Raw genomic sequence first — 23,073 nt, forward strand, 5'->3', positions numbered from 1 at the left:
TAATAATATTACTTTTTTGTAAACAACCTAACTACAAACCAAGCATGTTTTGCTATTGTTGGAAACACGCCATAATGTTTACACATAACTCGAAAACGCTCATAAAGCGATGCTCGATGATGTTTTGTTGTTTGTCCCTCTTCCAAATAATTGGCTATCACAGCGTGAACATTTCGTAATAACAGTCCTTCTTTCTCGCCTTCACGCATTATTTTTATGCACCAATCTATATCGGCAGAATAACGAAAATGTGTATTAAAGGGAATCTTCTTAGCTATATCTAATCGAGCATAAAAAGCTTGATGACATACCAACATACCATCACGAAACGAACGCCAAGTTAGTTTTTCTGGAGGCTGTAATCTACGATGATATAAGAAATTTCCTTTTTCATCTATAATGTCTGTATCTCCATACACTACAACTGGACGTTTTTCACCATCTCCAACTTCAGCTGCTAAAGCCACTTTTTCTATTGTATCGGCAGTAGGAAAACGGTCGCCAGCATTTAAAAACACTACATAATCGCCATTTGCACGTGCTAAACCTTTATTCATTGCATCGTAAAGACCTTTATCTGGCTCACTCTTTATACGAACAATGTGCCCATTTTCTGCACTATCCGATAGTTCTTTATAAGCGTTTGCTATTGCTAAAGTGTTATCGGTTGATGCCCCATCTACAATTATATGTTCTATTGTGGGAAAACTTTGTCGTAATACACTATCGAGTGTAGGCTTTAATACATCGGCAGCATTATATGTTATGGTTACTACAGAAAATGTTATCATTTTTGTTTATAGTTTGAATTAGTAAGTGCTTTCTTATAAATATCTATATATTGTGTAGCTACACGTGTTTGCGAATAGTTCTCTTTGACTTTCTTTATCGCTTCAGCAGACAACTCATTATAGTTGGCAATATTCAAAACCCAATATATACCATTGGCTAAATCGGCAGAATCTTTCAGACGAACGATATATCCATTGCACTTATGATCTATCATTTCTGGTATTCCTCCTACTTCAAAACCAACGCAAGGAACGCCACATGCCATTGCTTCCATAATTGTATTGGGCAAATTGTCTGATAAAGATGGAGTAACAAACACATCTACAGCATTGTAAACGTCTACTATTTTTTGAGTATCAACCACGTAACCTAATGGATACATCGGCAATCTAAAGCTATTACATAGTTCTTCTGCATGTCCACCAAGTACAACCACTGCTGTATTTACTAATATTTCTGGATGCTGTTTTGCCATTTTCTCGCATGCTTCAACCAGATAGCTCATACCTTTATTATTATTTGTTACGCGTTGAGAAGCGAAAAGTATCAGACGTTTATCGGTAGGCAAGCCTAATTTTTTACGTGCTTCGTTCTTATTAGTTTTGCAAAAGATATTAGTATCTATAGGATTTGGAATGCTTTCTATGACATTCGTTCCTATTAATGCGCTCTTTTTAGCTTCGTTCTGTAGCCATTTACTGCATGCTATATATATAATGTGTGAACGTCCTTTTATTAATTCCTTTCGTTGCCACGTTCTTTTTGCAATATCACACCCAATAGGAAGAGGTAACAAATAACATTTTTCGCATTGCGTTTCAAATTTTCGACAATCTAATGTTATATGGCAAATTGCTGTAGCTGGCCATATATCGTGCATTGTCCATATAAGAGGTTTTCCCGAATTTAGTATCTTTTCTATATTGTTGAGCGATAAAAAACCTTGATTTACCCAGGCTAAATGAATAATATCTGCATTCTTAAATTCTGGCAATTGGGTAATATCGGTTCCTGTATTTGCTATATCTATCGCAAAAAGATTTCGCTTTGAAAAACGTAAATGACAAAAAACACACCAACGTTCCCACAATTTGTTCCATCTTGTACGCCAATTATTTTTAATAGCAAATACTGTTTTATCGTTACTCAACTTATCTCTAACAAGCATAGACGCATCTATTCCATTTTTATTCAATGCATCTTTTAAACGATTTGCAGCTACTGCTGCCCCACCCGTTCGTTCACTTGTATTTACAATTAATACTCTCATTCTACCTTTTTTCGTATTACAAAGATAAGAGTTTTAAACGAAACAACAGAAAGATGCTTCAAAGAATGATATAAAAGTTAGTTTACAGATGGTTGTATAGAATAAAAATAACAAATTCATTGGCTCTTTTAAGAGTTGTACCTACATTATTTTAATAGTATCCAACTTTATACGAATATTGTAAGTAAATACATAATATCAAACTTATTCAGGCTTTATCATAACGTGGGAATGCTTTCCCGAAACATAAAAAAAGAATAAATAAACTGCATCTTTCCAATAAAACAATGGAATTTATAAAGAAATAAACTACATTTGCATATCTCTAACAATTAAATATAAGCAATGTCAATCGCATTATTAAGAGCTATTATACACTACGGGCTACATTTTCTTTCTCCTTTATTGTTTGCACAATTTTTTAAACGTGAGCACAGAATAAAGGCGTTTTGGATTATGTTAGCAACAATGGTTGTAGATATAGACCATTTATTGGCTACGCCTATGTTTAATCCATACCGTTGTAGCGTAGGTTTTCACCCTCTCCACTCCTATTTTATGGTTTGTATTTATGCGCTTTTATGCGTATTGCCCTACGAAAAGCTAAAACTACCGTGGTGGATTCGCCCTATTGGAATTGGATTATTCTTTCACATGCTCACCGATTTACAAGATTTTTATTTATGGAAACAGTGGTTATAACACGTTTAGAACCATAACACTGGGCTCCATTAAGTATCTTTTTAAAAGGATTTAATGCCTATTTGGTGCTTTCATCTCTTTTTCGTACTTTTGCAATAATAAAATGTAAGGACTATGATACTATCAATGACAGGATACGGCAAGGCTGTTGTAACCTACAAAGAAAAGAAAATAAGTGTTGAAATAAAATCGCTAAATAGCAAGAACTTCGATCTTTCAACTCGTATTGCTCCTTTATATAGGGAAAAGGAAATGGAAGTACGGCAAACTCTTGCTAATTTGTTGGAACGTGGCAAAGTAGATTTTTCGCTTTGGATAGAAAAAGATGCTGCTTTAGATGCCACACCTATTAATGTACAATTGGTAAAAAACTATTATCAGCAAATAAAAAATATTGCTACAGAAATAGGAATTCCTGAACCAAACGACTGGTTTTCTACATTGTTACATTTACCCGACGTTACAACAAAAACAGAAATTGAAATTCTTGAGGAAGACGAGTGGAATGTTACAAAACAAGCTATCAATAAAGCTGTAGAATGTCTTATAGATTTCCGTAAACAAGAAGGAGCTGCACTTGAACGTAAGTTCCACGAAAAAATTAATAACATAGAAGCTCTTCTAAAAAGCATAGAACCTTACGAAGAAAGCCGTGTTCCAAAGATAAAAGAAAAAATTATAGAGGGATTAGAGCAAGTTGCAAAAGTAGATTACGACAGAAATCGCTTAGAACAAGAACTAATTTACTACATAGAAAAGCTGGATATTAACGAAGAAAAACAACGCTTAGCAAACCATCTGAACTATTTCCGCGAAACAATGCAGGAAAAAGGACACGGTGTTGGAAAAAAATTGGGTTTCATTGCTCAAGAAATGGGACGCGAAATAAATACAACTGGCTCAAAAAGTAACCAAGCCGAAATGCAAAATATTGTGGTTAAAATGAAAGATGAGCTGGAACAAATAAAAGAACAAGTGCTGAATGTACTGTAAAAGAACAACAAATGCAAGGTAAACTAATAATTCTCTCAGCACCATCTGGAGCTGGTAAAAGTACCATTGTACAATGGTTAATGAAAGAACACCCCGAACTAAAATTAGCTTTCTCTATAAGTTGTACTACACGACAACCACGCGGCACAGAGAAAGATGGTGTAGAATATATATTTCTCTGTCCCGAAGCTTTTAAAAAGAAGATAAACGATAACGATTTTTTGGAGTACGAAGAAGTTTATACCGACCGCTTTTATGGTACTTTAAAAAGTCAGGTTAATACCCAAATAGCAAAAGGACAAAATATAATCTTCGATGTTGATGTGAAAGGTGGTTGCAACATAAAACAGTTTTACGGCGAAAAAGCATTAAGTTTGTTTATTCAACCGCCTTCTATCGACGAACTTCGCAGACGTTTAATGGGAAGACAAACTGATTCGGCAGAGGCTATAGAATATAGAATGGCAAAAGCTGAACATGAATTGACATTTGCTAATAAATTCGATTATATTATTGTGAACGACGATTTGGAAAAAGCTAAGTGTGAAACCTATAAAATTATAAAACATTTCATAGAATCGTAAACTGCAATGAAGGTTGGAATATACGGTGGTTCGTTTAATCCTATTCATAACGGCCACATAAAACTGGCTGAAATTTTCTTAAAGAAACTTGAATTAGACGAAGTTTGGTTTATGGTTTCACCGCAAAATCCTTTTAAAATAAATAATAAATTGCTTAACGACACTCTACGCTTCCAATTAGTTGAGAAGGCTTTAAAGAATAAAAAGTATATGATTGCTTGTAACTACGAGTTTAGTTTACCAAAGCCATCGTATACTTGGAACACTTTACAACAACTTTCTTCTGACTTTCCTACCAATAAATTTATTCTTTTAATAGGTGGTGACAATTGGTTAGCGTTTAATAAATGGTATCACGCAAACGACATTTTAGATAACTATAGTATTGCCGTTTATCCGAGAATATGTAGCGAGAGTACAGATAATTGCAATTTATTTTCTACTAAAAATGTAACCTTACTGAACATTCCGCTTATTAATATAAGCAGCACCGATATTCGACAACGTATAAAAAAGGGAGAAACTATAAAAGGATTGGTTCCTGAATGTATTGAAAACGATGTAAAAATGTTTTATAGCAAAATATAAAAACTATAGAAAGATGCTGACAAGCTATACTAACAAGCACATTGTTTAACCAAAATTATAGTAAGATGGCAGAACAAACTTTAAAAGAAAAAACGGCAAAAGGTCTTTTCTGGGGAGCATTGAACAATGGTACAATGCAAATTCTTAATGCGCTTATTGGCATCTTATTGGCTCGTATACTTTCTAATTCCGACTATGGGCTGATTGGAATGTTAGCAGTTTTCACAGCTATTGCAGGTGCATTACAAGAAAGTGGCTTTACTTCTGCAATAGCAAACCTTGAGAATCCCACCGATAACGACTATAATTCTGTGTTTTGGTTCAGTACATTTGTAAGCTGGTTTTCTTATATTGTACTTTTCTTTAGCGCTCCTCTTATTGCCGATTTCTTCCATCATGCTGAATTGGTAAACCTTTCTCGCTTTTTATTTGTTTCCTTATTATTTTCTGCTATCGGCACTGCACCGACGGCATATCTATTTAAGAATATCATGGTAAAGGAAACAACGATTCTGCGAGTAACCTCTTTGCTTATCTCAGGTATTGTTAGTGTTGTGTTAGCAATACAGGGTTATGGCTATTGGAGTTTAGCTTGGCAGCAGGTTTTGTATATTACTTTGACAAGTTTAGGGCGCTTTTTCCTTATTCCTTGGCGGCCTTCGCTGAATAAAATAGACTTTGGTCCTGTGCGTCGCATGTTCTCTTTCAGCTACAAAATACTGATTACATCGATAGTTAACGTTATTAGTCAGAACCTATTGACCTTTATTTTCGGACGATTATATACTGCTAACGCTGTAGGAAACTTCTCTCAAGCGTTCAAATGGGACACAATGGCAAGTACAATGATATCAGGTACCACTTCACAAGTGGCACAACCGATATTGGCAGAGGTGAAATCAGAACGTGAAAGGCAGACTCTTGTTTTCCGAAAAATGCTTCGTTTCACTGCATTTTTGGCTTTTCCTGCTATGTTTGGATTAGGTATGGTATCGCAAGAGTTCATTATTGTGCTCATTTCAGAGAAGTGGGCAGAGAGTATTCCGCTACTTCGTATACTTTGTATAAGTGGTGCTTTCCTACCTTTTTATACATTATATCAGAATTTAATGATAAGTCGTGGTAAATCTGATGTATATTTATGGATAACAACTTCGCTTATTGCAGTTCAATTATTACTTGTTTTGTTATGTTATACTAAGGGAATGATATTTATGGTGAGCGCATATACTGTAGCAACTGTGCTTTGGCTTTTTGTTTGGCAAGTTTTTGCCTATCGCGAAATCTCTATTCGCTTATACGATGTGTTACGCGACATTATACCTTATATGTTTATCTCGGCAGTAATTATAATTGCTGTTTATTTTGCCACAAACGGTATTCAAAATCTCATAGTTCTCTTATTAACACGAATAATATTGGCTATTGCTGCTTATTTTATTACTATGAAACTATTAGGTTTTAAGATACTTGACGAATGCGTTAATTACTTATTCCATAAAAAAATCAAATCGTAAGACTTTAATATTACCATTTCAAATAGAGTAATTCAATGTAGATTTCTAGTATATATAGACAGAAACCAATTAGCTTTCTAAAGTTTGCAACTAAATAATGTATAGTCAAATCAGAGAGAACCATTCTATCAATAATTATGCATAGATACAAAAACAGCTCATCTGAAACTAAAAATAGTTAAAATAATACTATTTATGTTGCTGTTTTAATAAATATGTCTATTTTTGAATGGAACAATTTATTAAAATCAAAAAAATCATTATTACTATTATAAAAGAAATTATATGGTAGGAGTTATTTTAAGTGTATTACATATACTATCAGCTATCTTTGTCGTTTTCTTGATTTTAAGACATTTATATAAAATGTACAAGAAAATTAAGGTGAAAGATTGGCGTTCTGTATTATTAACCTGAACTCGGGATAAGTTTCTTTTTATTACTCTAATTTATTTATCCTAAAACCCATTTAGCCTCAATCGTCTTAGATTGAGGCTACTCCTTTTTATCAAAAACAAACTGTTTTTTTAGAACAAAGAAAGTTGACCGTTGTGTTGTTCTATGCAGAAATCTAAATTGACTTCAGGTTTCTTTTCAAAGAAGCTATATGCAGCCATTGCTGATAATACATTCATAGCAAAATTAAGTACACTTCTATGTCTAGAGTGGACCAATTGTGCTACATTTTTCAGTTCGTCATTGATAGTTTCAATTACAGATCTTTTTCTTAAAAGCAGTCTATCATATATTGGGATTAACTTGTTTTTCATATTACTTCTTATACCTGTTACCAAGTTAATGCCATCATTGAATAATTTTTCAAATAGTCCCTTAGAGATGTATCCTTTATCGGCAAATAATTTTCCAAAAACATTATCAGTCAGCCTATTAAAGACATTCTCATCTCTATCATCTACATTGGCTTTGGTAAGCATAAAGTTGAGAATTTCCCCTCGTTCATTGCATATAAGGTGCAGTTTAAATCCAAAATACCAACCCATTGTGCTTTTGCCTCTGGTAGCATAATCCTTAAAAACCTTATTGCGGTAAATACGTTTATTATGGCAGACTGGGATACAGGTAGAGTCAATAAAGCTAATACCAGTACATCTGCCAAAACAACATATTTGCAAGAACATCATCATTTCTACCGAAACTCTAGCTTCAAGCTCCAAAAAACGATTATAGGATAACAGATGAGGAAACATATCTGCAAGATGCTCCTTGATAAAGAACATATAATAATGTTGAAAGTTACGATAAGAATTAAAATGAAAACAGATCATTATGGTTATGATTTCTGACTTGCTCATACGCCATTTACGAAGGCGATGCTTACACTTGGTATCATTAGGAAGCCCTATTTTATCAATTTCTGACTCAAATTCTTTGCAAAAGTCATCTGCAATACAAAAGATTTCGGTAATTTTGTCTTTGGTAATCATCGCTATATTAATTGTAAGTTATTGATTTTCAACTATAAAGTTACAAAAATATAACGAGATTACCAACTTTTTTGAGTATTATTCTTATCCCGAGTTCAGGTTATTAGATGTCATAACCTTAGCAATATGTGTCCCTATTTTTTATCATCATTTTTTTGTGACGTTTGACGTAAGTGAAGAGTTCACTGAAATTACAACTTATTTTAGCTAAGAAAAAAGCTCTAACTTATACATAAAAAAGATGGAAGTAGGAGTATTATTAGTTACATTTTTTTATAACAGTTGCTCCTTATAGGCTTTTCATATTTTTAGATGAGCATAATCTGTAGGTATGAACATTTAAGAAAAGGATATTTACAACTTATTAGTTCTCAAACAATTATACGAAGGGTAAAAAATATAATAAGAAAATATTTTTTTTATATTATAAATGCATCGTTTTTATATTACAAAGAAATAGTTTTTCATATAAAATTTTGAAAGGCATAATTTCGTCGAAATCTACCATATATTATTTTAAATCCAGACTATTTATTTGATACAAAAATTTTAAGGAGTAATGCTAACAAGAATAAATAGAAAATAGAAAGCAGTGTTACTTCTATGGTATTTAAATTGAACAATTGACGCAGTATTTTACTTAAAAGCATAAAAACAAGTGCGCCTAATATTGGAAGAACTTCATCTTTAGGTTTAAACTTAATGCCATACATTACCACAAGTATAAAAGACAGAATGACGAAACCAAAAATTTGTGCCAGCATATTTCTTCTTATTATTTTTTAGAATTTATTTAAAACAAAATTTGTTTACATAATTTTTAGGGTGGGTTGAATAACAAAGCAACTATTGTGCATACATTTGTAGTTGCATAATTGGGTAAAGAGCAGCACGAATTAATCGTAAAAATCCTTTTCCTTCGGTATGAAATAGGTGCTTATAATTCTTCATACACTGATATTGCAATTTCAGGAAAGGTAAAACACCATTTTGCAATTCTAATTCGAGTATAGTTTTTGCAGCTTTTGCCTCATCGTTATTTGCATTTACATAATTTAAAAGCAACAGTTTTGCTGCAAAAATAGGGCGTATGCGCTTTCGTGTTTCCTCGTAATGCTTTATTCCCCACCACAACATATATAAAGCATTCTGCCACGATGGTAAACTTTTTTTATAATCGTTATAAGTAGTAGCTGCAGAATGTCGGCGAAAATTAACCAGAATTTTATCGATGAATACGATGTTTTTATGTGCAGCCGCTACTATTGAAAGCGCAGCATCGTACATAGAATATTTAAAAATGGAATGTTCTAATGGTGGTAACATATTTATAAGTTCACGGCGAAGTAATAATGTATGTCCGGGGAGCCCCAAAAAACACATTCGAACAACATTTACATTACGTTTTCGATGGTCGAAATAAGCAAACGAACCATCGGTAGAAAAAGGACGCGAAAAACCAGAACAAAGTAAGTTTTTACCAATACTTTTCATCTGATTTTCTATTTTGTCTGTTTCCCAAATATCATCTTGGTCAGAAATTGCGATATAATCGCCTGTGGCTCGTTGCATAGCAGAAATAAAATTACCATTTACACCATGCGCAGAATTATTTTCAAAAAACTTTATAAGACTATATTTACAAGCATATTCGTGAATAATATTAACGGTTTCATCGGTAGAATTATCGTCTTGTATTATTATTTCGTGCAGCGGATATGTTTGTGCGAGAATAGACTCTAACTGTTCGCTGAGGTATTTTGCCCCATTATAAGTACATAAAACAATAGAAACACTTGCTTTCATAACTACCAATATTTAGAAATACAAATACTTAATGAGCAATGAACCGTTGTAAACCATAAGATACAGCGTAAGTAAAACAAGCAAAACACGCAATATTGGTTTTGTTTTGTTACGGATATAACGAACAAGATACGCTATAGATAGAGGAATTACATAAATCCAATGAGCGGTCATTATATACACTTCGTTTATGCCAAAGCCTAAACCTATGTGCAACACCATATCTAATGCGGCAAAAGAAAGGAAGAGCCACAAAAATTTAGAATACCGTCCGCACCATATTCCTACGATGAAAAGGAGGAAAATAATAGATTCTACAATATAATTCAGTGCCCAATTATAAGAAACAATAACAGGACGTGTCTTCATTATATCTTCTAATTTATGCGTTTGATGTAGCTGTATGGATTCGCCAAATAAATTTTCCACAATTGTTTCTGTACGAGAGGTAGAAATATCTGTCCAATTCAGGAAACGTAGCTTACTTACTGGTTTACCCGAATGTGCTTTTTGTGGTTGTTTATCTTCTGCTCTCAACACATTTCTGCGATGTTCTCTCCACATATTTTGGAAAACTTTCTGTTGTTTTACACTATCTTTAATGTGGGTAGTATCTTTAAATGCTGCAAACATAGCTTTGCGTTCTGCTTTAATGGCATTACGCTTTTTAAGTTTTAATGCTGCTACTTTATCGGCAATAAACTGTTCGTGTTGCCATTCTCCAATTGTAAAGACGGCTGCAAAGGGTAGAATAATAGCCAAAAGAAGGTTCTTTATAGTGAAAAAGCGTTTACCACGTGTAAAAAAATTGGCAAGAAATATTTTTAAGCCATTATTCAGAGATATACCTGCAGTAAGCAAAAACAACAAAACAGTTTGCCAAATGCCCATTTCTTTCTTTTCTTTCAGGTGCTTTCCTGCAATATATAGCGTAAGCAAAAGCATAAACATCGACAAAAAGAAATGGTCGGGAGCTATACTTGAAAGTAAAACGTGAGCAAAAGAATAGAGAAAGAAGGCAAGAAGCGCTGAATCGAAAGAAGATATGCCGATGATTTGGCGCAAAATACGCAACATAAGAACAAAACCACCTACAGAGAAGAATAGCAAAACACATGCAACTATATAAATGGCAAAGTTTGTTCCCGTAATACAAATGAGCAATTTGTTTAACAACGAAAAAGGATAATAAAAGAGAGCCAACAGTGGGTGTCGATTTACATCGAATGCTAACGACCAATCGGAAATAACCAAATAGGTTAAAGGATCGAAACCAGAAAGATGATAGTTGTCTACAAACAATTTGTAGTAATTGTTCGATGGATTCGTAAATAATGGAAGATACTTTGTAATGGCAAGAGCTTGTAACAATAGTTGCCACACAAAGAATAAGCCAACTGGTAGGCGTTCTTCTCTCTTAATATTAAGGAAACCTACAATAGCTTTCATTGAATAAGATAATAAATAATTTGTCCGCCATTATAAATCCACAACCAACTTGTTAGTACCAGCAATATAATGCGCAAAACAAATCGAGATTTATGAGAAAGAATACGCAGCAAATATCCCATAGAAATAGGAATTATGAAAGCCCAACCTGCCGTCATTATATATACTTCGTTGATGGCAAACCCCATTATAATATGCAATGTAAAATCGGAAGCAAACCATAACAAAAGCATTTTCATAAATTTGTAATGCCAACCTGCAACAATTCCCATTACAAAAAGCAAAACTATCAATGCTTCTATTACGTAATTGGCTATCCAACTATATTCTACAAATATGGGACGATCCCACGAAACATCTTTTAAAAGAAATTTTTGATGCAACTGAATAGGTTCGCCAAAGAAATTTTCTATTAAAGTTTGGGTTCGCGAGGTGGAAATATCCATCAATTTTCCAATACCTTCACTACTTGCTGCACGTCCTGTATGAGCATGTAGCCACGCATTTCTTTCTTTTGTATGAGTTTCAAATTTTCCCGGCTGTTTCTTTTTGTTGGTATTTACAATTTTCTGTGTAACTTCTTCTTGTGGAATTTCTACTTGATAATATTGTAATTGTTGAATTGCAAATAACAATGCCAATGGAAGTAGAATAGCAACTACAAGATATTTAAAACTAAAGAACTTTTTACCATTTGTGAAAATACCAGCCAATATAGTTTTCCCTGCATTCGAGGCAGCTATTCCTGCAGTAAAGAACATTAGCAAGAAAGATTCCCACGTTTTTATTAACTTTCCTTGTTTTTGTCTCTTTCCTGCAATATAAAGCGTAAGTGTAAGCAACATTAACGATATTATAAAATGGTCGGGGATCATTGCAGGAACAAGAATATGTGCGAAAGAAAAAAAGAAAAGTGTGAGCAAAGTTGCATCTTTCTGTTTCAATTCGAGCACTTCACGCAATATGCGATAAGTGAAAACAACAGAATAGAACGCCGAAAAAAGTATGATTATCGCCATAAGAAATACAGCGAAATTGATGCCTACTGTATTTATTAGCCAATGGTTGAGCCAATAAAGTGGATAAAGAATTGTGAGAAATAATGGGTGTCGAATAGTTTCGAAATGAACTCTCATAGAAGAAATGGTAATCCACGACCAATTATCATAGCCCGACATACGGAAGTTTTTGGTAAATAACGACCAAAATCCTCCGTGCGCTCCCATTGTATAAACACCAAAATGGCTACTAATAAGCAACACATTAAATGCTAAGAATACTAAAAGCATAGCAAAGGCTAATATTCTTTCTTCTTTTTTTATTGCAAATACACCTAATATAGACATTTCTTTCTTAATTAAGAGTTGCAAAGATACACATTTATAACATACCTTACAAGCGTTAGCAGGTAAGTATTACCTATAAACGTATTCTATTTTCGTTTTAAGAATAAACGCACTAATAAAAAATTAATAGGAACACATATACCGAAAACAGGAATCATGGCTATTGTTTTAGGTAATCCGAGCCAAAGAAAAAGAGTTAAAAAGACAGTTTGTAGCCCGAAATTAACAAGATGGGCAAACGCAAAGCCTATTCCACGTTTTGTTGTTGATTGAACTTTAAATGTAAATTTAGTTGATGCTATATAGTTAAACATAAAGCTTAACAAATAGCCTACTGTATTAGAAATTTGTGGTTTAAACCATTTAATTAATAAAAGATATATTCCATATTGAAGGGCTGTAGCTAAAACACCTACAATACAAAAACGCACGATTTCATCGAAACTTCGGCTTCTTTTAGTTCGAAAAGGTTTATAATAGCTTTCATCGGCTTCTTTTAGTAAATAACTATCGCCTTTACTATCGCCAAAAGCAATCAATTTATATACGTTTCTATATGGGAATGCACTTTTTAATCGTTTTATTTTTTCTTTGCCGTAGCAATTTTTTGTTAAAAAGTTGCCAGTTACAATTCCTAATCTTACATCTATTTGTGTGCCTTCGATTTGTATTTTATTTTCAAATTCTTTAAAGAAAGGTTTCACCCAGTTTTCTATACTTGCCGTAATAATAATTACACTATCTTCTTGAATAAGAGCTTTACGAATTGTGTCTAATCCACCTTGACGTATTATGTTTTGTTTTGCTACTGCAAAATTTTGACAGAGTTTATTAAATTCGTCTATATTCATTCCTTTAAAGAACCATGAAAAGATACGTTGTTTGGCTTTCCAATTAGGATATAGATGTAGTTTCATTAAAATAAGTATGGGGGAAAATAGTAAGAGTCCAAAAAAGGTTTTCTCATATCCTTTAGAATATTCGATAAATTCGATGAATGTGTCCTTTTTTGTCAATGTTCCATCAAAATCGAAGGCGTATACTTTCATACTACAAGAAATATATTATAACAAGAAATGTTAGTCCAAAGCTCAATACAATAAACTGAATGAAATGGTCGTGAAGGAGAACTTTTGTAGGATCACCGCTTCTTTTGTCTACTACTGCAAGCTGAATGTAGCGCAACAAGCCTAAAAGCACAAAAACACTTGTAAGATAGAGATTATCTGTATGGAAATTTGCGATTGTTTCAGGGCTTACCGTATACATAATGTAACACACTAAAGTTACACTTGCAGTTATGGTTATGGCTTGATTAATGAAGGTTAGATTATAACGAATAGTATTTTTTCGAGGAGCTTCGCCAGTTTCATTCATTCGTAAAACATCGTCTCTACGTTTTGCAAACGAAAGGAAGAGCATTAAGAGAAAAGTCATTAAAACTATCCATTTACTCAATCGAATATCGGTTGCAATACCACCTGCAAGAATACGTAATACGAAACCAAATGCAACAACACAAACATCTATAATAGCATGTTGTTTTAGAAATAAACAATAAGCAACGTTTAAAGCCCAATAAAAACCAATAACTCCACCTGTTTGAATGCGATGATCTGGTAAAAAAATAAGCGAAACCATCGACAAAATAACCATTATTATCATAAGAAAATATCCTTGTGTAATGCTTATTTTTCCAGATGCTAAAGGTCTATTACACTTTTGTGGGTGTCGTCGATCGTCGTTTACATCAATTATGTCGTTTAAACAATATATAGAGGAAGCTATAAAAGAAAAAGCTATCACGGTTATACAACCTTCGTAAAGCGATTCTATATTACCCAAAGCCCTACCAAAGAAGATAGGAAACAACACTACAAGGTTTTTTATCCATTGATGTGGACGTATTAATTTAATTATCTCCTTCATTGTTCTAATTCTTTTTTATTATGGTTGTTAGCTTTCCTACTGTTTTATGCAAAAGCCAAGCAAGTGGTAGCACTATAATGAGTGTTGCAAAAAACTTTAACCAATAATGCCAATCGAGTTGTTCTATATAGTCAAGAATAAAGTGATTGTGCAGCAAATATATTTCTAAACTTATACTTCCTACGAATGTGAGTATTTTGTTAAGATGTTTATTATGCAGCCTATTTAACGTTATACAAAGTAGAAATATTCCTGTTATTGTGAGCGGTATGTATATTAAGCGTTCCAAAAATAGAGGAAAACAACCGTGTCGTATTTGTTCTAAATAGACACAAGAAGCAAATGTACCCACAAAAACCAAAAGAATAAGCCAAATAGAGCTATATTCTATTGTTTTTTTGTCTTTTACAGCTGCGCCGAAATTTAGTCCGATAAAGTAAATTGGTACACGACTCCAGAAAATTTCAAGGTGCCCAACTACATTATAAATAGGTAAAACATATTGTACTATTATACACCAAACTATCATAACAACAGGAATCCAACGATATATAGGGTGCTTTATTATGAGCGACAAGTAAAAAGGAGTAACCAAATACAACATCATTGTTGCAGGAATATACCAGAATGTTAATTCATCGTGTAGCCAAAAATCTAAGTTTATCGTAATATCACCGATTAAATCGAATATATTTATACTATTTCCGCTATGCTGAATCCACGAAATAGATAGATAATCGGGAATATAATATAGCGATGCCACGATAAGCCATGTGGGATAGATGCGTAAAAGTCGCTTTTGATAGAAGTGCTTTGTATTAGGATTTTTTGTCCATGAATGCCAAAGTCCAACACCACTAAGAAAGAAAAACATATCGACACCAATGTTTCCTATACGGTGAAGTCCAAAAAACATATCTGTACGAGGCAAACCCACATGAAAAAGCATAACAAACAATATTGCTAAGCCCATAAGTTCGCCACGAAACCTACTAATATCTGCAAGTTCTATTCCTTTTCTTTTCATCTCACAACTTAGGCGAAGGTACACGTTTCATTATTTCTTTAAACAACCAAGCTACGCATATAGAAGTAATAATATAGAGCAAAAGCCCTGTCCAATAATCTCCGTTACGAGATATTGGGATTATTATTTTTCGTGTAATAGGGTGTGAAATAAACAATGCTGCTGAAATTACTCCTAACCAATTAAACATTTTTGCTATTCCAAAAGTATATTTCGGATAATTTAAATTCCAATATGATAGCAATTTTACAAAGCTAATGCCTGCAAAACATACAAACATTGGAACAAAAAGCCATGCAAAAAAGCTATTACTACCATACCAAATAAGGAGTAAAGAGCACACAAACATTATTACATAAGCATATAAAGTGGTATTTCGCATATATTTTGCGTAGAGCAAACCTAAGCCAAAAGGCAACATTCCACCGACGAAATTGTATCTCCAACGGTTTAAAGCTTCTCCGTTAGGAGCACACTTCAATTCAATAATAGTACAAATAGCAATTAAAAGCACTATCCATATCCAGTTTTTCTTGTATAAGAACAAGCGATAAACAATATATAACTGAAGCATTAATCCAAAGAACCAGTAAGGACCAGGCCATATTATATCGTCTGGGTTAGGCAAAACATTGTTGAACAAACCCATTTGCGCAACAATATCAATCACCTTATAATGATGTTGTCCCTCAGTAATAGCATCAACCAATATAAATGCAGAAAATCCAACTATCATCATACGGAATAGTTTCAGCCAATGGAAACGCAAGAAACGATATACTGTTGGTTGATTTTCTATATTATTGGTTGTTTCATACTTTATTACCAACCCATAAGCAGATAGAAAAAGAAAAATGGGCACACCATAATGTCCAAAAAAAGATAGAAGATGGAAGATTGTTAGTTCGTTAAAGCTATGCGTAATAATATTATGGAACCAATCTACATTATGCTGGTTGAATTGATATTCATTTTCTTGCACAATGTGACGAAGCCAATGACAATAGTTATGAAGTACTATTCCAACAATGGCAATACCTCGCAAGATATTGCATTCTGTGCGACTCAACATCATATTAACAGTTGTTCGGTTATTTATAGTGTGTGTATTGCTATTCATATTTACCATACTTATACGCTAAAAAAACTACCGTTTTATCGCTATTTTCCGTCTGTGTTCTGCTACCAAATCGTCGTAATTAGTTTTGTTTTTAAGAATTCTAGGACGCTTCTCGTTGTATTTTGGACTCAGAATATCGTATTCTTCGTGATAGTCTTTCGTCTTTATACCACCTAAATGTAGCAACAAGTGAGGTAAAGCATCGGTCATAAAACGTTTGTGTCTTATTACTTTTATTTGTTCAAACTCTTTTGGGTGTTTCGCAATGTATTTTTGTGAGCAGTATATCCAAAATGGAACTTCAAATTCGTAGTGTGCTAAATCATAATCGATTTTTGCAGAATGATTACGACAAATAATGTCTCGTTTACCTTCAAAACACTCTTCTCCATGATCGGGCATATATATTACTACAGCCTCTTCATTGGCAAAACGTTTCACAATTTGATTTACTATTGAGTCGTTATACAACACAGCATTGTCGTAATGCGCCAACATATAACGTCGTTGTAAGGTAAGTTCTGGACGTTTTTGTTTATAATCAGATGCTTTAAAATGCTTTCTGTCTGCTGGATAACGCCTATTATAGGACACATGGCAACCTATAAGATGAAATATTATAAGGTTATATTCTCTATTCTCAGCTTTCAGTTTATTGTCATAATCGGCGAGTAAGCCTTCATCGTAAGTATGTAAACGTGTATTACGTGTATCGAACATTGATTTAGAAAGTTCTTTATTATTTAAAAAGAAGCCACCACTAAAGTCATAAACTGCTTCTTTCGCTTGTGGAAGAAACTGATTAGTAATAAAAGACACATGATAACCTGCCTTACGAAACAGTTGCGGAAAGAGTGGATAATCGCACCATTCGCCTTTTTGTCCCACAACATGCATTGAAAAGATGTTTTTAAAAACGAAACTCGTAAGATTCCAAGGCGCAACAACATCGGTGAAAGGTATTAAGTTTCCAGCCTTTTCCAATGCAATTTGACGCGGTGTTGTCTTCATAAAATATCCATATTGCTGCGAATGATGTCGTCCAAGACTTTCGCCAATAATTAAAACGATATTTTTTGTATTAAAAGCACAGCTCTGAACAGAGGCACGATCTTTCGCTTCTACTAATCTATCGACTTGTTGCGATGCTAAATGATTGGCATACAAACTAAATATTAGTCGATAAACAGGGGTATAAAATACGGCACAATCGGATGTTGTTAGTTCGTGTTCTACACTTCCTATTGTCTTTAACGAGAACATTTGCACCATTTCGCATTTATTATGGAAAGACGAAACTGCCGATGTTACAAATAAAGAAACCGTAATTAGACCGATGAAACCGGCACTTTTATCTCTTACAATAATTATCCATAATGGTTGTTTTATGTCTTTTTGCTTGCAATAAATTCTCAATATGGCAACCAAACAATGCAAAACTATTATTAGTAATAATAATCCTACGCTCGATGTGAGAACTTCAGTATTAATATAACTACTAAGAAACTCGCTTGCCTCACGTTTATCGGTTTCTGCAGCCAATAATAACATTGATGGATTTAAAGAAGATTGGAAATTCACCCAACAGAAAAGATCGGCTATACTGGTAGAATAGGCTATTACATAAAACACACCTACTATCCAACAACGCAGTTTTTTAGGTATTAACGAAAGTATTACACAGATAATATAAAGGTCAAAAAATAGTTCCAACCAGATATTTCCATAAACTGAAACATCGTCGCGATTGGTAGGGAGTTCTGCATACGAAACTACAATACCAATGAGATACATAAAGAAGAAAAAGCAAAAATTACTTCGAATAGGATAGCTTGCTTTCTTTAAATATTTGGTAATACCGCTTAAAACTGTCATTCTCTATACTTTGGGGCAAAGGTACGGCAAAAAAAAAGATTAATCAAGTTTTATCAATTAATTATCTATTTTGTAGAATAAATGGAAGGATTCTTTTTTATCTCAAGTATTAACGGATAAAGTTATCGCTCATAAACTCTTATGACATTTTGAGCACTATTTAATGTAATTGATAATTGGTAATTACATACAGAATGTTTTGACGAACAACTAAATTAGATTTATAGGACACTTGTATGTCATTTCTTTTTTGTTACTTTGCACCTATGTACGCAAATGTACAGACACGCTTTAACTTAGCTACTGCTAATAAGGTTCCTTATTATGAACTTAAGGATTTATATCGTAATATGGTTGTACATATACGAATAGCGTTAAACTTGGGTTAGATATATAGCGAGGAGAGATATGTGTGAACATTTAAACTTTTAGATAATGAGAAAAACATCTATTATTTGCTTAATACTTCTAATGGTATTATCATTATGGGCTACATCAATACCTCAAAAAAAAATTAAGATAAGTCCTGAACAAAAATTCAAACTATGGCTTAACGATACTATTAAGCATATTAAAGGCAAATACACTATTAGTTCTGACTCTACATTATTAACCATAACCGATAGCTTTTCATATATAGTTAGGAAAGGCAAAGTAGCTTATAGCACCAATAAAAAAAATTCAGAAGCCATACAATATATGCTAAAAGATGTCCATGAACCTCCGTATATTAATTACAGAGTGATAGCTAATAGATATGATGAATTTACACCATCTGAAATAGACCAGCTAAAATACGAGGCTTATACAGAATTTCCGCTTATAAAGGTTTTTGCAAAAAATGTGGTTATAAATTATAATGAAAATAGAGCTAGCATCAAGAGCGCCTATATAATAAATAAACAAACAAAAGATACAACATTAGTTGAATTTAGCTATAAAGGAAACAAAATTATAAAAGATATTATTAAGAACTTTCATTACTCTCGGTAAAGTTTAATATGACTTCTACTGGTATTCTGAATTAGAAATTCTGATGCAGCTTTTGCCTCATCGTAAACAAGTAACACATCGTCCGTCTGGCTTTTTTCTGTTTCTGTTCTTTCAGTATTTCTCAGCTGAATAATCTTCTTTTACACATTATAATATAGGTATATAAAGGATGCTGTGTGCTATGATATCTAATTTACAACTGACAGATATCTGAGACGAATGTTACAGATATCTGAAACGAACACGATAGATATCTAAAACAAAAGTAACTAAAATCATAGTGGAATAACTATGTTATTCTTTATATTTAACAAGATACAAATAGAAATATAAGAAAAATAGTAAATTATTATAGGAAAATAAGTACCTTTGTGCACTTAGTAAATAATATTTTTAATCTAATTTATAAAATGAGACTAAAACATTTTCTTTTTGCAGCCTTATTCTTTGTTGCAGGAATGGCAAACGCACAGCAGTTTGGTCCTATTCCAATCAACAAGAATGTTAGACAAGGTAAACTCAGCAATGGACTGACGTATTACATTTTGCACAACAACTGGCCAGAACACGTAGCAAACTTCTATATTGCACAGCGTGTCGGCTCTATTCAGGAAGAAGAACCACAGCGCGGTTTGGCTCACTTCTTGGAGCACATGGCGTTCAATGGTTCAGAACACTTCCCCGACTCCACTTTATTAGAGTTTACACGCTCGCTTGGAGTACAGTTTGGTAGCGACTTGAATGCATATACTTCTATCGAAGAAACTGTTTATCGTGTTTGCAATGTTCCAACTAAGCGCGAATCGGCACTCGATTCTTGTTTATTAATACTAAAAGATTGGTCGAACGGTCTGACACTCGACGATAAGGAGATTGATAAAGAACGTGGTGTTATTCACCAAGAATGGCAATTAAACCAAAACGCAATGATGCGTATTTACGACCGTTCGTTGCCTAAACTATATCCTAACAATAAGTATGGACTCCGTCTACCTATCGGTTTAATGAGCGTAGTAGACCATTTTAAATATCAAGCTCTACGCGACTATTATCGTAAATGGTATCGTCCAGACAATCAATGCATCATAGTTGTAGGCGATGTAAACGTAGACCGCATAGAAGCAGAGATTAAGAAGTTATGGGCAAATGCTAAAGTTCCTGCAAATGCAGCCCAAGTAACAAAACTTCCTATAGCCGACAATGCACAAGCCATCTATGTATTCGATAAGGATAAAGAGATGCAAAACACTACTATAGGTATTATGATGAAGCACGATGTATTTCCTGATGAGATGAAAACAAGTCAGGCATATTACATTGACACCTATATGAAGGAAATGATTACTTCAATGCTGAACCAACGTTTCAGCGAAATGAAACAAAAAGCCGACTGTCCATTTACCAGTGCCTATTGCGAAGATGGCAGCTATATGCTTTCAAGTACAAAAGACGCATTTTCATTAGGGGCTTCAGCTAAAGAAGGTAAAGACATTGAAGCCTTCAAAGCTATTTATCGCGAGGCACAACGTGTACGTCAATATGGTTTCACACCAACCGAATTTGAACGTACAAAACAAGAGTACCTCTCACAAATTGAATCTGCATACACTAATCGCGATAAGACAACCAATAACCAATATGGCGACGAATTGCGCGATCACTTCTTGAAGAACGAGCCTATACCTAACAAGGAAGACGAATACAAAATAATGAAGCAACTCGTTGAGATGCCAGCACTGAACTATCAGGTAGTAAACGAGTATGCTAAAGAACTTATTTCAGATAAGGATAGCAACCTTGTTGCATACATCTTTGCACAAGATAAGCCTGGAAAAGTAGATATTACAGAGGCACAAATGGCACAAGCCATAAAGGAAGTACGTGCAGAAAAACTTTCGCCATACGTTGATAACGTAAAGAGTGAGCCATTATTGGACGTTAAGAAGTTGCCAAAAGCAGGTAAGATAGTAAAAGAAACAGAGAACAAGAAGCTCGGTTATAAAGAACTTACATTGAGCAACGGCGCTCGCGTTATTTTGAAGAAGACAGACTTCCAAGCTAACGATGTTCGTTTCTATGCTACAGCTAAGGGTGGTAGCAGCTTGTACGATAAGGCAGACTTTGACAATCTTAAACTATTTAATTCTGTAATGGGCAATAGTGGCCTTGGTAACTTCTCTAAACAAGACTTAACCAAAGCGCTTTACGGTAAACAAGCAAGCGCTAACTTGGCATTGGGTACATACTATCAGTCTGTAAGTGGACAAGCAATACCAAAAGATATTGAGACCATGATGCAACTGGTTTATCTCAAATTAACCAATGTAACAAAGGACGAACAAGCTTTCAACGCTATGATGAAGCAATACGAACAGGCCTTAAAACATAAAGATCTATCGCCAGAAAGTGTATTCGGCGATTCTATTACAGTTTCGCTCTACAACCATACACTTCGTTATGCACCACTTTCTGTAAATACTCTAAAGGGCGTAAACTACGACCGTATACTCCAAATATGGAAAGAGCGTTATGCTAATCCTGGTCAGTTTGTTTATTACTTTGTAGGAAACTACGACGAAGCAACTCTCCGTCCACTTATCGAAAAATATATAGGCAGCTTACCAAAGGGGAAAGCAGAGAATTGGAAAGAAGTTTCTGGCTTTGCAACAGGTAAAGTAATTAACCATTTTGCTCTAAAATCTGAAACGCCAAAAGCTATGAGTTTCGAATTCTGGCACCAACCAATGAAGTATACTTTAGAGAATTCTGTGCTTGTAGACGCTGCAGCTCAAGTTTTGTCTATGGTTTATCTTAAAGATATACGCGAAGACCAAGGAGCAGCTTACTCTGTTGGTGCAAGTGGCGGATTAAATCAATCTGGCAATAAAACATTTGCCATTATTCAGGCACAATGTCCAATGGATCCAAACAAGGCAGAACTTGCTGTTAAGCTTCTTAACGAAGGCATTAAGAATAACAGTATGAAGGTTGATAACGACAAACTACAAAAGGTTAAAGACTTTATGCTAAAGCAAGCAGACATCAGTGCAAAGAACAATGGTCATTGGATTAATGTCCTTAACGAATATATTACATTAGGTGTTGATATTCAAAATGGATATAAAGAGGCTGTCGAGGCACTTACAACACAAAAGATAGCAGCTTTCTTAAAAGGACTCCTTGCAACAGGAAATCATACAGAAGTGGTGATGACACCAGCTAAATAAAAAATATTGCACAGGTTTGTTATTATAACACTTGTGCAATAAAAAACATTCACACATAAAAAGCCTACGATTACTTGTGTAATTGTGGGCTTTTTTCTAAAATAGTTTATTAGCAACAACATCTACCGAAACTTTAATAAGCTATTGAAGATAATGGTAGTGTTTAAAATAGAGGTACACTTACAATACAATTTACCCCTAGCAAAGAAATTAGCAAGGTAGTGTCTAAAAAAGTGTGTAAGCCCATATTTTTCTTCTCTTTGCATTTGAAAAGAACAAAATAAATAAACAATAGAACTTACACAATTACAAAATTCATAAAGACGATTTTTGTTTTTAAAGCTATAGTTAAAAGTAACAAAGCAGCTGTATATTAATTAATAACTAATATATATGAAATTTATAGACAT

General features: G+C 33.8%; 18 protein-coding genes. 7 read left to right on the plus strand and 11 right to left on the minus strand.

What is annotated here, in order from left to right; translation table 11 throughout:
• Positions 1-8: 8 nt before the first annotated feature.
• Complete coding sequence (locus DX009_RS08315) at positions 9-791, minus strand: glycosyltransferase family 2 protein (protein WP_006044255.1); 783 nt, start codon at positions 789-791, stop codon at positions 9-11.
• Positions 788-2,062, minus strand: a complete 1,275-nt coding sequence (locus DX009_RS08320; RefSeq protein WP_006044254.1) for a glycosyltransferase family 4 protein — start codon at positions 2,060-2,062, stop codon at positions 788-790. Before DX009_RS08320 ends, DX009_RS08315 begins: the two co-directional genes overlap by 4 nt.
• Positions 2,063-2,407: 345 nt before the next feature.
• Here DX009_RS08320 and DX009_RS08325 point away from each other — a divergent pair, with 345 nt between their 5' ends.
• From DX009_RS08325 to DX009_RS08345, 5 genes are all read left to right on the plus strand, one after another.
• Entirely contained in the window at positions 2,408-2,764 is a 357-nt protein-coding gene (locus tag DX009_RS08325; protein ID WP_006044253.1) for a DUF6122 family protein, read from the plus strand.
• Between the two features lie 114 nt (positions 2,765-2,878).
• The gene (locus DX009_RS08330) at positions 2,879-3,757 is read left to right on the plus strand and encodes a YicC/YloC family endoribonuclease (protein WP_115083668.1); all 879 of its coding nucleotides are present in this window, start codon (positions 2,879-2,881) and stop codon (positions 3,755-3,757) included.
• A gap of 11 nt (positions 3,758-3,768) precedes the next feature.
• Entirely contained in the window at positions 3,769-4,341 is a 573-nt protein-coding gene (gene gmk / locus DX009_RS08335) for a guanylate kinase (RefSeq protein ID WP_115083669.1), read from the plus strand.
• A 6-nt stretch (positions 4,342-4,347) separates the two neighbouring features.
• Positions 4,348-4,929, plus strand: coding sequence for a nicotinate (nicotinamide) nucleotide adenylyltransferase (gene nadD, locus DX009_RS08340; protein WP_115083670.1), 582 nt, complete (start codon positions 4,348-4,350; stop codon positions 4,927-4,929).
• A gap of 65 nt (positions 4,930-4,994) precedes the next feature.
• Positions 4,995-6,446: a lipopolysaccharide biosynthesis protein gene (locus DX009_RS08345; RefSeq protein WP_115083671.1), complete on the plus strand. Its 1,452-nt coding sequence runs from the start codon at positions 4,995-4,997 to the stop codon at positions 6,444-6,446.
• A 527-nt stretch (positions 6,447-6,973) separates the two neighbouring features.
• Here the strand turns inward: DX009_RS08345 and DX009_RS08355 are convergent.
• From DX009_RS08355 to DX009_RS08405, 9 genes are all read right to left on the minus strand, one after another.
• Positions 6,974-7,891 (minus strand): IS982 family transposase, encoded by a 918-nt coding sequence (locus DX009_RS08355; protein WP_115082805.1) that lies wholly within the window; start codon positions 7,889-7,891, stop codon positions 6,974-6,976.
• Between the two features lie 846 nt (positions 7,892-8,737).
• Positions 8,738-9,697, minus strand: a complete 960-nt coding sequence (locus DX009_RS08370) for a glycosyltransferase (protein ID WP_115083673.1) — start codon at positions 9,695-9,697, stop codon at positions 8,738-8,740.
• 12 nt (positions 9,698-9,709) lie between these two features.
• On the minus strand, positions 9,710-11,146 hold the full coding sequence (locus tag DX009_RS08375) for a DUF6080 domain-containing protein (protein ID WP_115083674.1): 1,437 nt from the start codon (positions 11,144-11,146) through the stop codon (positions 9,710-9,712).
• Positions 11,143-12,492 (minus strand): DUF6080 domain-containing protein, encoded by a 1,350-nt coding sequence (locus DX009_RS08380; RefSeq protein WP_115083675.1) that lies wholly within the window; start codon positions 12,490-12,492, stop codon positions 11,143-11,145. The genes DX009_RS08375 and DX009_RS08380 overlap by 4 nt, the downstream gene beginning before the upstream one ends.
• An 86-nt stretch (positions 12,493-12,578) precedes the next feature.
• Complete coding sequence (locus tag DX009_RS08385; protein ID WP_115083676.1) at positions 12,579-13,541, minus strand: HAD-IB family phosphatase; 963 nt, start codon at positions 13,539-13,541, stop codon at positions 12,579-12,581.
• Between the two features lies 1 nt (position 13,542).
• The gene (locus DX009_RS08390) at positions 13,543-14,421 is read right to left on the minus strand and encodes a decaprenyl-phosphate phosphoribosyltransferase (protein WP_115083677.1); all 879 of its coding nucleotides are present in this window, start codon (positions 14,419-14,421) and stop codon (positions 13,543-13,545) included.
• 4 nt (positions 14,422-14,425) lie between these two features.
• A complete protein-coding gene (locus DX009_RS08395) occupies positions 14,426-15,448 on the minus strand; it encodes an acyltransferase family protein (RefSeq protein ID WP_006044242.1) in 1,023 nt (340 codons plus the stop codon).
• Position 15,449: 1 nt separating this feature from the next.
• Positions 15,450-16,577 (minus strand): acyltransferase family protein, encoded by a 1,128-nt coding sequence (locus DX009_RS08400; RefSeq protein WP_181792323.1) that lies wholly within the window; start codon positions 16,575-16,577, stop codon positions 15,450-15,452.
• A gap of 18 nt (positions 16,578-16,595) precedes the next feature.
• The gene (locus tag DX009_RS08405; protein WP_115083678.1) at positions 16,596-18,443 is read right to left on the minus strand and encodes a sulfatase-like hydrolase/transferase; all 1,848 of its coding nucleotides are present in this window, start codon (positions 18,441-18,443) and stop codon (positions 16,596-16,598) included.
• Positions 18,444-18,914: 471 nt separating this feature from the next.
• Here DX009_RS08405 and DX009_RS08410 point away from each other — a divergent pair, with 471 nt between their 5' ends.
• Both DX009_RS08410 and DX009_RS08415 read left to right on the plus strand, forming a co-directional pair.
• The gene (locus tag DX009_RS08410; RefSeq protein ID WP_245944611.1) at positions 18,915-19,436 is read left to right on the plus strand and encodes a hypothetical protein; all 522 of its coding nucleotides are present in this window, start codon (positions 18,915-18,917) and stop codon (positions 19,434-19,436) included.
• A gap of 410 nt (positions 19,437-19,846) precedes the next feature.
• On the plus strand, positions 19,847-22,663 hold the full coding sequence (locus DX009_RS08415) for a M16 family metallopeptidase (protein WP_115083680.1): 2,817 nt from the start codon (positions 19,847-19,849) through the stop codon (positions 22,661-22,663).
• The last annotated feature ends 410 nt before the right edge of the window (positions 22,664-23,073 follow it).

This window comes from Prevotella pallens (assembly GCF_900454935.1).
GTDB classification, from domain to species: Bacteria; Bacteroidota; Bacteroidia; order Bacteroidales; family Bacteroidaceae; genus Prevotella; species Prevotella pallens.